Below are 14,589 nucleotides of genomic sequence, written 5' to 3'. Positions count from 1 at the left end.
GACATGGAGAAAAAAATAGTATTCTTTGATATAGATAGAACCTTGTATGACCCAGATATCAAAGGAATCCCTAAAAGTACAATAATCGCATTAAAACAATTACATGAGCGTGACGACATAGAAATCGCAATAGCGACTGGTCGTGCTTTTTATATGTTACATATAATAGAAGAAATCAAAGAGTTTATTAATATATATATCTTAATTAATGGACAGATTATTATGAAAGATGGAAAAACGATTTATCGCAATCCTATTTCAAAAGAAAAAGTACAACAAGTAGTAGAATCTTTTAATCAAAATGATTTGAAATATGGTTTTCTTGGTGAGTTCGATGAAACACTTAACATTGTTGATGAAAAAGGAAAAGCCGCATTCGAACTTGTCGATATGAAACTTCCAAGAATAGATCCGCATTTCTATCAAGATAACGACATCTTCCAGATGTGGGCATTTTGCGATAAAACCTGTCATGATAAATACAAAAACGAGTTTAATGAACTAGAAGTTGTTTCTTGGCTTGGTGGAGGATTTGACGTATTGAGCGAAGGAATGAGTAAAAAAGAAGGAATCAAAAAGATACTAGAAATTGAAGGTATCCCTCTAAGAAATGCATACGCAATTGGAGATGGGGATAACGATATAGCAATGATGGATTATATTGAAAACAGTGTCGCAATGGGGAACGGTAGTATCGAATGTAAAAAACATGCGAAATTTATTACTGATGACATCAAAAACGATGGGCTTGTCAAAGGATTAAAACTACTAAAACTAATATGATAAAAAGACTAGAATTTAAACCCTTTGGATCAACTGAATACCCTTTCAATATTCCGTCACTAAATAATATTAAAGAATTGGATTTATCAAACAAAGTAACTATTTTTGTTGGAGACAATGGAAGTGGTAAAAGTACTTTGCTAAAAGCGATAGCGTATTATAATAATTCAATTAATGTTTCAAGTAAAGACATAAACAGTTCTTACTACAAAGAAATAAGAGAACTAAGTAATAAAATGAAAATGATTTACTCTTTTAAAACAAGATCTGGGTTCTTCTTCAGTGGAGAGGAATTTATTACTTACATCAACAACATCAAAAAAATGAAACAAGATTTAAAAGACGACTTAAAAAGAATCGATGAAGAATATAAAGACAAATCAACATTCGCTAAAAACCAAGCACGCATGGCACCCGCTGGACAACTCTACGAACTAGAAAATGCATTCGATAGAGATCTAAAAGAGAAAAGCCATGGAGAAGGATTTTTAGATTTCTTTAAAGCAAGAATGCACAGACAAGGTATCTATCTACTAGATGAGCCTGAAACACCACTAAGCGCAATCAATCAATACCAATTAGTGGTCTTAATCACAGATTTAGTAAAAGAAGGATCACAAGTAATTATTGCGACTCATAGTCCAATAATTATGGCAATAAAAGATGCAGTAATTTACCAATTTGAAGAAAAAGGAATCAATCAAGTAAACTATGAAGATATAGAACACGTAAACTTTATGAAACACTTCCTAAACAATAAGGAAAACTATATAGATAGACTGTGATAATATGATAGCTAGTATTTTAGTAGACGTAAAAGCAAAAGAGGTAGACAAAACATTTGATTATCTAGTTCCAACAGAACTAGAAGAAGTTATTGAAATAGGACAAAGGGTAAAAGTACCTTTTGGGCCTCGTTTAATCATGGGGTACGTCATTGAACTAAAAGAAACAAGTGACTTCAAAAAACTAAGAAAAATAAATCAGGTACTAGACATCGTACCGAGTTTGACAAAAGAACTAATCGAAATAGGAAAAGAACTTAGTATAAGCAATACAAGTCCTCTTGTATCTATATACCAAGTAATGCTTCCAGCTGCACTTAAATCAAAATACAAAAAGAAACTAAAAGTAATTGATTCATCAAAGTTATCATTAACACTTGCGTTAAAATTCAATAAATTCAGTGAATGTGATTTCGATGATTCAATTAAAGAGTTCTTACCAGAAATTAAAAAACAAATTAAAGACAATAACATAGAAGTATTATACCTAGTAAAACAAGCAAACAAAGAACGATACTTAAAAAAACTGAAATTGATTAAAGATGAACCAGTACGTGGTAAAAAACAGCAAGCAATCATTGATTATCTAAAAGATAACAACGATGAAGAGTATAAAAGGAATGTTGTCCATACTGTACAAGTTACCAATTCATCGATCAAAGGTTTGGTCGAAAAAGGTATAATCGAAGAATACTCTGTTGAGATCTACAGGGAAGTAGAATCAATGTATGGTGCAAACGATAAAGACATTACATTAAATGAAGAACAAGTAACAGTCTATAATGAAATCAAACGCAACCTAAACAAACAAGAAACATATCTTCTTCACGGTGTCACAGGTTCAGGAAAAACAGAAATATACTTAAACATCATTGAAGATGTTTTACAGCAAGGTAAAGAAGCAATCATGCTTGTTCCTGAAATCAGCTTAACACCAATGATGGTAAGCCGTTTTAAAGGCCGATTTGGGGACAATGTTGCCTTACTTCATAGCGGGTTATCAATCGGTGAGAAATATGATGAATGGCGTAAAATAAGAAGAAAAGAAGTTAAAGTTTGTGTTGGTGCTCGTTCAGCGATCTTCGCACCTTTTGAAGATTTAGGAATCATCATTATTGATGAAGAACACACAGAATCTTACAAACAAGAAGATAGACCTACTTATCATGCGTTAGATGTCGCAAAATATAGATCTATTTACTACAATATTCCACTCGTACTAGGTTCAGCAACACCGAGTGTTGATAGTTACTACAAAGCTCTTCAAGATGATTACAAGCTTCTTGAAATGAAATACAGAGCAAACAAGCAAACACTTCCAAAAGTGTTTGTTGAAGATATGCGTTACGAGTTTAAAGGTGGAAACAGATCAATCTTTTCTAAAAGATTAGAAGAACTAATCAATGATCGGTTAGAAAAGAAAGAACAAATCATCCTCCTTTTAAACAGAAGAGGCCATAGTACATTTGTTATGTGTAGAAGTTGTGGTGATGTCATCATGTGTCCAAACTGTGATATCAGTCTGACATATCATGAATACGATCAAACATTACACTGTCATTACTGTGGACACAAAGAACCAAACCCAGATATGTGTCCAACATGTGCTAGCCCACATATTAGATATATGGGAATCGGTACAGAACGTGTAGAAGAGTATATCAAAAAAGCATTCCCACAATCAAAAGTAATTAGAATGGACAGAGATACAACAACATACAAAAACGCACATGAGAAACTACTATATGAATTTGAACATGAAGGAGATATCTTGCTAGGTACACAGATGATTGCCAAAGGATTAGATTTCCCTAAAGTATCACTTGTTGGAGTATTGGCCGCTGATATGAACTTGAATCTCCCAGACTACAAAGCAATTGAAAAAACATTTCAGCTGCTTACCCAAGTGAGTGGGCGTGCAGGACGTCATGATATTGAAGGAGAAGTTGTAATTCAAACATACAATCCAGATCATTATTCAATCCTTTATGCAAAAGATCATGACTACCACACTTTCTTCAAAACAGAAATGAAAATAAGAGAACTCGCAGGGTATACCCCATTTCTAAACATCGTCCAAATCATCATTACAGATCAAGATGTAAAGACCTTGTTAAAACATGGTCAAAAAATAGTATTAGATCTTCGCCATAATTTAGAAGATGATGTTATAATACTAGGACCGGTACTACCAAAAATAGCTAGAATCAATAACTATTACCGTGCACAAATCATTATTAAGTATAAAACTAGTAAATATATAGATAACGTATTAAAAGACGTATACAAGAAATATAGTGATGATTTATCAATCGCAATTGATAAAAATCCTACATTACTTTAGGAGTGATATTATGAATATCGTATTTATGGGAACCCCTAATTTTTCAGTTAGAATACTAGAAAGACTTCATAAAGAATATGGAGTTGATTTAGTAGTAACTCAGCCAGATAAATTAGTCGGAAGAAAAAAAGTACTAACGCTATCACCAGTAAAAGAAAAAGCTGTTGAACTTGGAATCAAAGTATTTCAGCCTTTATCTATTAGAAAAGAGTATCAGACTATTCTTGATATCAAACCAGATATCATCATCACAGCAGCATACGGACAAATCATACCAAATGAAGTACTTGATTTCCCAAGACTTGGAAGCATCAATGTTCATGGAAGCTTATTACCTTTGTTAAGAGGTGGTGCACCAATCCAAAGAGCAATCCAAAGACTTCATAATCGTACAGGAATTACAATCATGTATATGGCAGAAAAGATGGACAGCGGAGATATAATCTCTCAGAAGAGTATCCCGATATTAAAAACTGATAACTCAGGTATGATTTTCGAAAAGCTATCAGAACTTGGAGAAGATCTTCTAATAGAAACATTACCAAGAATTATCGCGGGAACAAACGATAGATCAAAACAAGACGAACATCTAGTCACATATGGCTTCAATTTAAAAAGAGAAGAAGAAATATTAGATTTCAATCAATCAGTAGAAGAAATCGATGCGCACTTAAGAGCATTTAGTCCTGGACCCTATGTTTATACAACAATTGATGAGAGGCAAATAAAGATTTACTCATTAAAGATTGAAGATAAAGAATTAAATGATGCAAACAAGAACATGGTAAATGGAACAATCACAGAAGTATTCAAAGACCACTTTAATATCAAAGCAAGTAATGGGGTCATAGGAATATATGAGGTTCAATTGTCTGGTAAAAAGAGACAGTTAGTAAAAGACTTCATAAATGGAGCTGGAAGAAATATAATTCAGGTCAATAAAGTATTTAAATAAAATTTAAATAGTGTTATAATAAATAGTTAGGAGTGATTCTATGAAAAAAAGAACATTATTTTCTAGACAAGAGATGCTAGATATGAATATTCAAACTTTAAAAGAACGCACAGTAAGTGTTGAGGAAATCGCGGAAATCGCATACCGTCAACAAAGCAAATGGACAGACGACGTTTCAATGGCAGAATGCATTGATTCAGTAGAAAAAATCTTAAGCATAAGAGACGTATTTCACCTTGTACAACTAGGGGCAGAAATCGATCGTATGACAGATGAAAAAATGTTTAAAGGACCTATTTTAGATATCTTATCCCAAGATCTTGGGATGTTTGGTATTGATGAATTATTTGGTCTTGAATTAGCCGGAATGTATGGTACAATCGGTAAGACTAATTTTGGTGATATTGATGTTAATAAACCACTAGTAGTTGATCGTTTAAACGATGAAGGTAAACATGATGGTGGTATGTGCCACACATTTATGGATGATGTAGTAGGAGCTTTAGCTGCAGCAGCATCAACAAGAGTTGCGCAAATGACAAATGAACTAGAAGCACAAAAAGACCCGAGAATTAAGCAAAACACTTTAGACTTAAAAGTATAAAGGAGGTGCTCTTATGGCAAATGACAACAAGAAACTGGATGATTTCTTTAAGAGAAATACAGAAGAACCAGAAGAGCTAACTGAATACATAAAAGATATATCTAAAGGTGTAGACCCAAACAAACAGACATTTTTTGATAAAATGGCTATATTTTTCAAGAATATGGCAGAACGTGCAGGACTATACTACAAAAAAAACAAACGTGAAGATATCGCTGAGAAACCATCAACATTCAGACGAAAATTTCGCATTTTTACGCTTAGATTATGGAAAAGATTTAGAAATAGTTTCAACTTTGAAGCGGGAGTAGATATTCTAGATGATACATCTGTACTATATAGAAGAAATAAAGTTAATAAAAATATCTTACTCATTACCAATATTGTGTTCATCCTATTCACACTAATTGGTACACAAAAACCCAACTTGATAATCATCGCTATATTTGCGATTGTTATGTTTCTGATTAACTCCTTCTTACGAGGATTGATCAATGAGAAACCAAGAACACTAATCAAACAGCAAATGGCCATGTATGTTGGATCCGTCTACATACTTATGGCAAGTTTAGCAGTATATACAAAACTGATATGGTCGGCAAGAGAATTTGATCCAGCGGCAATAGATGTTGGAATAAGTCACTTCAATAACTTAGTCGATTTATCAATTGCACAAGCAGGTTATATACTTATCTACTTTGCACTTGTAGTAATCGCGTTATATCAAGATTCAACACTATTAAGAATTCTATTCAAATGGGTTCTTGGATTTATGACTATTATTCATATATTCGTTATGTATCCTTTATGGCAACACGCAGATAGTTTTACTGAGTTATACAATTACTTATTTACAGAACAAAACAATGTGCTAATAGATATCCTACTAAGGACAATGTTACTGATTGTATTTAATGTAGCTTTATTCTCATCTGTAACTATTGGTGAGATGATGAATAACAAACGTAAAGAAGAATTAATAAAACGTAGAGATATGGAACGAGACTTTAAAGCTGTCGTTGGAGATGTATTTGATGTTATTGGTGTGTTTAACAGCCATACAATCAATCAAAACCAAGAAGATGCTCATAGAGTAGCGGAACTATCTAGTAGACTGGCTAACGTATTGGGACTAAGTGCTAACGTGTGTACAGAAATATACGAGTACACAGTTATCCATGTCGATCACGTTAAAGAATTAAACATATTAGAATATGAATCAAAAGAAACATTAAATGAACGAGATTATCAAGTTATTAGAGAAAAAACAATCTTAGGTAGTGTAATTATCAAACGTCTTCAACTGAATCAAAAATCAGAAGATATCATGAGAGCTCATTTTGAGAAAACAAATGACCCTGGATTCATCGAGAAGATGAAGAGAGTACAACGTTCTCAAGAAGGACAAATCATTTTACTAATGGAAATGTATGATATTTTACGTCAATCAAGAAATTATAAAAACAAACTGAAACATCAACGTGCAGTAGATTTAATTCAATTGGAATTCACAGAATACTTCGAACCATATATTTTAGATAGATTTATAAAATATCAACACGAGTTCGAAACGTTCTACGAAAAATATAAATTTAGTGATAGGAGTGCATAATCATGAGAAGATTTTTTACATCAGAAAGCGTTACAGAAGGACATCCAGACAAAATTTGTGATCAGATTAGTGACGCTATCTTAGATGCAATCTTAAAAGAAGACCCAGAAGCAAGAGTAGCTTGTGAAACTTCAGTAACGACAGGACTAGTTCTTGTGGCAGGAGAAATAACTACAACTACATATTGTGATATTCAAAAAGTAGTAAGAGATACAGTTAAGGAAATTGGATACGATCGTGGTAAATATGGTTTTGACGCTGAAAATCTAGCAGTGTTAGTAGCTATCGACCCACAATCTCCAGACATTGCACAAGGTGTAAATGAAGGAGAAGGAACATTCAATGAGCAAGGTGCAGGAGACCAAGGTATTATGTTTGGATTCGCTTCAAACGAAACAGAGGAATTCATGCCAATAGCAATTACATTAGCTCATAAATTAGCACTACGTTTAAGCTATGTTAGAAAACAAGGGATCATACCTTATTTAAGACCAGATGGTAAAACACAAGTTACATGTGAATTTGACAACGACCACAAACTCGTAAGAGTAGATAGTATTGTCGTATCAAGCCAACACAGTCCTGATGTAGAAATAGAACAAATAAGAAAAGATGTAATCAAACATGTTATCAACGAAACAATCCCTGTTGATTTGGTAGACAAAGATACAAACTACTACGTAAATCCAACAGGACAATTCATTATCGGTGGACCTCATGGAGACGCTGGTGTTACTGGTCGTAAGATCATAGTAGATACATATGGTGGATACAGTCGTCATGGTGGTGGAGCATTTAGTGGTAAAGATCCATCTAAAGTGGATAGATCAGCTGCATATGCTTGTCGTTATGTTGCTAAGAACTTAGTAGCAGCTGGATTTGCTGATAAACTTGAAATACAATTAAGTTATGCAATTGGAGTCTCTAAACCAATGAGCATAATGGTAGATACATTTGGCACAGAAAAAGTAAAAGAAGAAGTTATCATCAAAGCAATAGAAGAGAACTTCGATTTAACTCCGAAAGGAATCATCGATACACTTAAACTAAAACGTCCTATCTACAGACAAACTGCAGCATACGGACACTTTGGAAGAACAGACATCGATTTACCTTGGGAGAAGCTAGATAAAGTAGAACAACTTAAAAAATATTTATAGGAGGTAAATTATGGACTTCTTGTACGATTTATTAGTTATCTTATTCTTCATACTAATAGTTATAGTAATAACATTACGTCTTAGAAAAAGACTACTTGTTATATGGAAAGAAGTATCTATCAAAGAAATCATCTTTCATAGATTACTTAGTGAAACAATAAAACTCTTCTATACGAAAAAAGAGTTGTTAAAGAGTGAGGAAAACAGACTTGCATTTATACATCTTGGTAGATCTCGTAAAAAGAAAATGAGATACCTACTTTTACAAGAACGTCAAGATTTATTCCAACACATACAGGATTTATTCACTGAAATGGAAGAATTGAATGATGAAGAACTGATTCCTTTAAAAAAACAATATAAAGCACTACAAAAAGCTAGAAGAATATACAATTCTAGGGTACTACTTTATAATCAAACAATTCACATATTTCCAACAAGACATTTAGCGATAAAAATGAACTTAAAAACCAAAGAATACTTCGGATAAAAACACTATAAATTTATAGTGTTTTTTTTATCTAAATCATAATTTTTACAAGCGCTTTCAAAAAAAATACAAAAACACTTGCATTATCAAATTAGTTTTGTATAATAAGTAATGTATTAATAAATATACATCAAAAATAACCGAGGTAATTATTATGATTCGTAACTTTGACCAGAATTCAAAAAGTAGCGAAATTGTAGCCGTTTTGTTTCAAAACGACCTTTGTTTATACTTGACAAAAAATTAAGGATTATATCTAACAAGATATTGTCCTTTTATCATTATTTGGAGGAAAATACTATGAAGACAGTAGTTATTGGTGTGATTGGTGCAGATGTACACGCAGTAGGAAATAAGATTATAGATTACGTATTGACTGAAAAGGGATATAACGTAATTAATATCGGTGTGTTATCTAGTCAAGAAGACTTCATCAGCGCAGCAATAGAAACAGATGCAAAAGCAATTCTTGTATCAAGTTTATATGGACACGGGGAAATGGATTGTAAGTTCTTCAAAGAGAAATGTGAAGAAGCTGGATTAGGAAAAGTAAAACTGTATGTAGGCGGTAATATCGTTGTTGGGAAACAAGACTTCGATCAAGTAGAAAAAAGGTTCAAAAAAATGGGCTTTGATAGAGTGTATGCTCCAGGTAGAAAAATCGAGTATGCATTAGACGATCTAAGAGAGGATATTGGTATTTAATGAAACCTTATCTTTTAGTTGATTTTGGATCTACATATACAAAACTAACATGTGTAGATTTAGACGGACAATACATCATTGGAACTTCAAAAGCTCCAACGACTGTAGAAACAAATGTGCTAGATGGATATGATAGAGCACTAGAATGGTTAATGAAGGATCATCCAGAAATCACTGAGATTTCAGGTATTTCAGCATGCAGTAGTGCAGCTGGGGGATTGAAAATGGCCGCTATAGGACTTGTAGAAGAGTTAACGGTAGAAGCAGCAAAACGAACTTGCTTAGGTGCAGGTGCTATTGTTAAAATTGTATTCAGTCATCATATGACTAAAAGGGAAGCAAAGAAGTTAAAAGAATCTGATATCGACATCGTATTACTAGCGGGTGGAACAAATGGTGGAAACAAAGAATGCATCATTCACAACGCTGAAAAACTGAAACAAGTAGGAATTGAAGTTCCTGTCATTATCGCAGGGAACAAAGATGCACAAGATGAGATAGATGATATTTTGGAAGATTCTGGAATTGAATATTTCATCGTTGAAAATGTAATGCCGAAATTAAAAATGCTAAATGTAAAAGAAGCAAAGCATGTTATAAGAAAAATATTCATTGATAAAATTATAGAAGCAAAAGGAATTAAGAAAGCTGAGGAAAAAATAGGAGAAATTATCATGCCTACACCTGAAGCTGTATTACTTGCTGCTGAACTTTTATCAAACGGATACGAAGATGAAGAAGGATATGGAGAACTTATGATTGTTGATATTGGTGGAGCAACTACCGATGTTCACACTATGGGTGATGGATATCCTAAGCGTACTGAAGTAGTCCTTAAAGGATTACAAGAACCTTTCGCAAAAAGAACTGTAGAAGGGGATTTAGGAATGCGCTATAGTGCAAATGCGCTATTAAGTCTAGTAACAAACTTTGAATTCAAAAAATACTTTGAAGAAGATGATGATTGTGATCATGATATTCAAACATCATTACAAAGAAGAGCAAGAGAAGTAGATTTCTTACCAAAAACAAAAGATGAAGAAGAATTTGATAAAGCAATCGCAAAAATATGTTGTGATATGTCTATGAGTAGACACGTAGGGCATGTTGAAGTAATACATACACCTCTTGGAGAAATGTATTATCAAACGGGTAAAGATCTTACAGACTTAAAATACGTTATCGGTACAGGTGGAGTATTAATCAACCACGGTGACGCTAAAAAAATATTAAAACAAGTAAATAAAAAATCAGACAAAAAACTAGAACTTCGTCCTGCGAATCCATCTATTCTAATAGATAAATCATACATACTAGCAGCAATGGGGTTACTATCTCAAAAATATCCAAAAGTAGCACTAAAAATGATGAAACAATACTTAATGTAGGTGAGGAAATATGGTTAAAAATAAAAGAATGCCTTTAGAAGAATTTCTAGAGATCAGAAAAGAAATATTAAAACACTGGGTTACAGGATCTCATCCAGACCTAGATTTAGATAAAGCAGTGGAGAAACTAAGAAACATACCTCCACATAAAAACTTTGCCTTAAAACTTAGAGAGGCTAAGAAAAACAATGTTACTATGATCCAACCTCGTGCTGGAGTTGCACGATTATCTGAACACATTGAATTACTACAATTCTTAGAAAAAGAAGGTAAAGCAGATTTCTTACCTTCAACAATAGATTCATACACAAGACACAATCGTTATCAAAATGCACAAGATGGAATAGATGAATCTGAGAAAAAAGGACGTTCTTTACTAAATGGGTTCCCATGTGTTAACCATGGTGTAGAAGGTTGTTCTCAAGTATTTGAAAGTATTAATGTACCGATTCAAGCAAGACACGGTACACCAGATGCAAGATTATTAAGTGAAATCATACATGCATCAGGTTGGACAAGCAATGAAGGTGGAGGAATCAGTTACAATATTCCTTACGCTAAAAATATAGGGTTAGAAGAAACAATCAAGTACTGGCAGTATTGTGATAGATTGGTTGGGTATTATCAAGATCACGGTGTTGAATTAAATCGTGAACCATATGGTCCATTAACTGGAACATTGGTACCACCAAGCATCTCAAACACAGTCGCTATTATTGAAAGTTTACTAGCAGCCGAACAAGGTGTTAAGAATATAACAGTTGGATTCGGTCAAGGTGGAAACATGGTTCAAGACGTTGCAGCATTACGTGCGTTAGAAGAACAAACAAACCACTACTTAAAACTATTTGGTTATGAGGATATGTTTGTAACAACAGTGTTCCATCAATGGATGGGAGGATTCCCATCTGATGAATCAGAAGCGATGGCATTGATCGCATATGCTTCAACAGTTGCCACCTATGGTGGTGCTACAAAAATGATAACTAAAACAACTCATGAGAGTTTTGGTGTTCCAACAAAAGAAGCAAATGCAAAAGGATTAAAAGCTTCTAAATTCGTTACGAACTTAGTTAAAGAACAAAAAATGCCTGAAAGCGAAGAACTAACATTTGAAATCAAACAAATCAAAAAAGAAGTTGATTCATTGATAGAAGCAATCGTTCGTGAAGGTAGAGGAGATATTGCAACAGGTATCGTTAAAGCCTTTAAAAAAGGGCTAATTGATATTCCGTTCGCTCCGAGTGAAATGAACTTTGGAAAAATCTTACCAGCAAGAGATATTGATGGTAAAATCAGAATACTGGAATTTGGTAATCTTGCACTAAGCGAGGAATCAAAAGAGTTCCATACAAAAAAACTAGAAGAACGAGCAAAACTACAAGATAGAGAACTATCAATCCAGATGGTTATAGATGATATTTATGCAGTATCAAACGGTAACCTAGTTGGTAGTGAAGGAGAGTAACAATGAAGATTAAAAACATCGTATGTTCTAAAAGCCTGACAGGGTTTTATTTCGATGATCAACAAGCAATCAAATCAGGTGCACACCAAGATGGTTTTACATATGTTGGTGACCCTGTAACAGATAAGTTTACAGCAGTAAGACAAAAAGGTGAAGCAGTGAGTATCATGATTATTCTTGAAGACGGGTCAATCGCTTTAGGAGACGCAGCTGCTGTACAATATAGTGGTGCAGGTGGACGTGATCCTCTATTCGTTAGTGAAGAAGGAATCGCAGTCATCAATAAATATATCAAACCAATATTGATTGGAAAAGATGTGTCATCATTCAGAGAGTTAGCAGAAGAAATAGATGCAATGAAAGTAAAAGGTGTTCAACTTCATACAGCACTTCGTTATGGAATTACACAAGCATTATTAGATGCAACAGCCAAAGCCAATAAAATAACAATGGCTGAAGTAGTTAGAAAAGAATACAACATAGACAACAATTTATATGAACGTGTACCTATGTTTGCACAATCTGGAGATGACAGATATACAAACGTAGACAAAATGATAATCAAAGAGGTTGAAGTTATGCCTCATGCATTAATCAATCATATTGAAACTAAACTAGGTACAGAAGGAGAAATCCTTAAAGAATACGTTGCTTGGTTAAGAGGTCGTGTCATCCAGTTAAGAACGGATCAAGAGTATACTCCAATATTCCACATTGATGTTTATGGAACTATTGGACAAATCTTTGATAACAACATTGAAAAAATGTATAATTATCTTATAGAACTTGAAGAATTAGCTGCTCCATTTATCCTTCGTATAGAAGGACCAACAGATGCAGGTAACAGACATGATACAATGGTTGCTCTAAGAGACATCACAAAGATGATCAACGATAACAACAAAACTGTCGAAATTGTTGCGGATGAATGGTGTAACAACTTAGATGATGTAAAATATTTCGCAGATAACAAAGCAGGACATATGTTACAAGTTAAAACACCAGATTTAGGTGGAGTTAACAATATCATTGAAGCATTAATATATTGTCATAAAAAAGGACTTGGTGCATATAGCGGAGGTTCTTGTAACGAGACAAACATCAGTGCAGAAGTCACAACAAATATCGCAATCGCTTGTTCAGCTAAACAGTGTTTAGCCAAACCAGGAATGGGTACTGATGAAGGTATCATGATTGTAAACAATGTAATGAACAGAACACTCGCTCTAATTAAAAACAGGGACTGATATATATGAAATACAGCGCAGGTAGTTACGAATCAAGTGATTGTATAATCACTGTTTCAAAACATTCAGAAACAATAATAGAAATTGAAAGCATCGTCTTTGATCAATTTGGAGATCAAATTAAAGACGTCATTTCAAATACATTAAAAGAACAAGGAATCAAAGATGTCCTTGTAGAATGTTTTGATAAAGGTGCATTAGACTACACAATTAAATCAAGATTACTTACAGCGCTGAAAAGAATGGGGGAATAACAATGAGCAGAAGCTATTTATTTATTCCAGGAAATACACCATCAATGCTGCAGAACTTAGACGTATTTGAAAGTGATGCTGTCATCATTGATTTTGAGGACAGTGTACTTACGTACGACAAAGATGCTGCTAGAATATTAGTGAAAGAATTCCTATCAAAATTCAACTTCAAAGAAACAGAGATTTATATAAGAATCAACGATAGTGAATCTCCGTTCTTTAAAGAAGATGTGTTACTTACAAATGATCTTCCAATATCGGGTTATGTGTTACCCAAAGCATTACCAAATAGTATTGATCAGTTGTTAGAAATCACTGACAAATTAATTATACCAATAATTGAATCACCAATGGCTGTTCTTCGTTTAGAAGACATTGCAAGTAAAAAGCAAATACAAGGTCTTTTACTAGGTGCTGAAGATTTAACAAAAGAACTAAATATAAACAGAACTCTTGAAGGGAATGAAATCCTTTATACAAGATCTAAAATAGTATTAACATGTAATGCGTATAATATAGATTCCATTGATACCCCATTCACTGATAAAGAAGACGAAGAAGGCATCTACACTGATTCAAAGAACGCAAGAAACTTAGGTTTTACATCAAAATCATGTATTCATCCGAGTCATGTTGATGCAATAAATGAAACATTTAGTCCATCACCTGAAGACATAAAACAGTCATTAAGAATTATCAAAAAAGCTGAAAATAATACCAAAGGTGCATTTAGTCTAGATGGTAAAATGGTCGATGTACCAATCATAGAAAAAGCTAAAAAAGTAATAGAAGAA

The 14,589-nt window shown here is 33.4% G+C and carries 14 protein-coding genes; all 14 read left to right on the top strand.

Annotated elements, in window-relative coordinates; translation table 11 throughout:
- On the top strand, positions 1 to 783 hold a 783-nt coding region (locus AC2LE6_RS06000), incomplete at its 5' end, for a Cof-type HAD-IIB family hydrolase (protein WP_484478353.1).
- On the top strand, positions 780 to 1,568 hold the full coding sequence (locus tag AC2LE6_RS05995; RefSeq protein WP_484478352.1) for an AAA family ATPase: 789 nt from the start codon (positions 780 to 782) through the stop codon (positions 1,566 to 1,568). The genes AC2LE6_RS06000 and AC2LE6_RS05995, both read left to right, overlap by 4 nt.
- Before the next feature lie 4 nt (positions 1,569 to 1,572).
- Complete coding sequence (gene priA / locus AC2LE6_RS05990; RefSeq protein ID WP_484478351.1) at positions 1,573 to 3,912, top strand: primosomal protein N'; 2,340 nt, start codon at positions 1,573 to 1,575, stop codon at positions 3,910 to 3,912.
- Positions 3,913 to 3,922: 10 nt separating this feature from the next.
- Complete coding sequence (fmt, locus tag AC2LE6_RS05985) at positions 3,923 to 4,867, top strand: methionyl-tRNA formyltransferase (RefSeq protein WP_484478350.1); 945 nt, start codon at positions 3,923 to 3,925, stop codon at positions 4,865 to 4,867.
- A gap of 40 nt (positions 4,868 to 4,907) precedes the next feature.
- A complete protein-coding gene (locus AC2LE6_RS05980; RefSeq protein WP_484478349.1) occupies positions 4,908 to 5,471 on the top strand; it encodes a phosphatidylglycerophosphatase A in 564 nt (187 codons plus the stop codon).
- 13 nt (positions 5,472 to 5,484) lie between these two features.
- Complete coding sequence (locus AC2LE6_RS05975) at positions 5,485 to 7,083, top strand: HD domain-containing phosphohydrolase (protein ID WP_484478348.1); 1,599 nt, start codon at positions 5,485 to 5,487, stop codon at positions 7,081 to 7,083.
- A gap of 2 nt (positions 7,084 to 7,085) precedes the next feature.
- Positions 7,086 to 8,243: a methionine adenosyltransferase gene (metK, locus tag AC2LE6_RS05970; RefSeq protein WP_484478347.1), complete on the top strand. Its 1,158-nt coding sequence runs from the start codon at positions 7,086 to 7,088 to the stop codon at positions 8,241 to 8,243.
- 10 nt (positions 8,244 to 8,253) lie between these two features.
- Positions 8,254 to 8,733 carry a LemA family protein gene (locus AC2LE6_RS05965; RefSeq protein ID WP_484478346.1) on the top strand — a complete coding sequence of 160 codons (480 nt, stop codon included), beginning with the start codon at positions 8,254 to 8,256 and terminating at the stop codon, positions 8,731 to 8,733.
- Between the two features lie 300 nt (positions 8,734 to 9,033).
- A complete protein-coding gene (gene glmS, locus AC2LE6_RS05960; RefSeq protein WP_484478345.1) occupies positions 9,034 to 9,438 on the top strand; it encodes a methylaspartate mutase subunit S in 405 nt (134 codons plus the stop codon).
- Positions 9,438 to 10,826 carry a methylaspartate mutase accessory protein GlmL gene (gene glmL / locus AC2LE6_RS05955; protein WP_484478344.1) on the top strand — a complete coding sequence of 463 codons (1,389 nt, stop codon included), beginning with the start codon at positions 9,438 to 9,440 and terminating at the stop codon, positions 10,824 to 10,826. The genes glmS and glmL overlap by 1 nt, the downstream gene beginning before the upstream one ends.
- 10 nt (positions 10,827 to 10,836) lie before the next feature.
- Positions 10,837 to 12,294, top strand: coding sequence for a methylaspartate mutase subunit E (locus AC2LE6_RS05950; RefSeq protein ID WP_484478343.1), 1,458 nt, complete (start codon positions 10,837 to 10,839; stop codon positions 12,292 to 12,294).
- 2 nt (positions 12,295 to 12,296) lie between these two features.
- Positions 12,297 to 13,541 carry a methylaspartate ammonia-lyase gene (locus tag AC2LE6_RS05945; RefSeq protein WP_484478342.1) on the top strand — a complete coding sequence of 415 codons (1,245 nt, stop codon included), beginning with the start codon at positions 12,297 to 12,299 and terminating at the stop codon, positions 13,539 to 13,541.
- 5 nt (positions 13,542 to 13,546) lie between these two features.
- The gene (gene citD, locus AC2LE6_RS05940; protein ID WP_484478341.1) at positions 13,547 to 13,795 is read left to right on the top strand and encodes a citrate lyase acyl carrier protein; all 249 of its coding nucleotides are present in this window, start codon (positions 13,547 to 13,549) and stop codon (positions 13,793 to 13,795) included.
- A gap of 2 nt (positions 13,796 to 13,797) precedes the next feature.
- Positions 13,798 to 14,589: HpcH/HpaI aldolase/citrate lyase family protein (locus AC2LE6_RS05935; protein WP_484478340.1), on the top strand; the 792-nt coding region annotated here is incomplete at its 3' end.

The organism is Candidatus Izemoplasma sp. (assembly GCF_982632705.1).
Note: the sequence above shows the minus strand (reverse complement) of the source record. Positions and strands in the feature narration are given on the sequence as shown.

What these genes read in the sequence shown, in the direction of transcription:
- AC2LE6_RS05995 (WP_484478352.1), top strand. Translation starts at nt 780, where the DNA reads ATGATAAAAAGACTAGAATTTAAACCCTTTGGATCAACTGAATACCCT.
- priA (WP_484478351.1), top strand. Translation starts at nt 1,573, where the DNA reads ATGATAGCTAGTATTTTAGTAGACGTAAAAGCAAAAGAGGTAGACAAA.
- fmt (WP_484478350.1), top strand. Translation starts at nt 3,923, where the DNA reads ATGAATATCGTATTTATGGGAACCCCTAATTTTTCAGTTAGAATACTA.
- AC2LE6_RS05980 (WP_484478349.1), top strand. Translation starts at nt 4,908, where the DNA reads ATGAAAAAAAGAACATTATTTTCTAGACAAGAGATGCTAGATATGAAT.
- AC2LE6_RS05975 (WP_484478348.1), top strand. Translation starts at nt 5,485, where the DNA reads ATGGCAAATGACAACAAGAAACTGGATGATTTCTTTAAGAGAAATACA.
- metK (WP_484478347.1), top strand. Translation starts at nt 7,086, where the DNA reads ATGAGAAGATTTTTTACATCAGAAAGCGTTACAGAAGGACATCCAGAC.
- AC2LE6_RS05965 (WP_484478346.1), top strand. Translation starts at nt 8,254, where the DNA reads ATGGACTTCTTGTACGATTTATTAGTTATCTTATTCTTCATACTAATA.
- glmS (WP_484478345.1), top strand. Translation starts at nt 9,034, where the DNA reads ATGAAGACAGTAGTTATTGGTGTGATTGGTGCAGATGTACACGCAGTA.
- glmL (WP_484478344.1), top strand. Translation starts at nt 9,438, where the DNA reads ATGAAACCTTATCTTTTAGTTGATTTTGGATCTACATATACAAAACTA.
- AC2LE6_RS05950 (WP_484478343.1), top strand. Translation starts at nt 10,837, where the DNA reads ATGGTTAAAAATAAAAGAATGCCTTTAGAAGAATTTCTAGAGATCAGA.
- AC2LE6_RS05945 (WP_484478342.1), top strand. Translation starts at nt 12,297, where the DNA reads ATGAAGATTAAAAACATCGTATGTTCTAAAAGCCTGACAGGGTTTTAT.
- citD (WP_484478341.1), top strand. Translation starts at nt 13,547, where the DNA reads ATGAAATACAGCGCAGGTAGTTACGAATCAAGTGATTGTATAATCACT.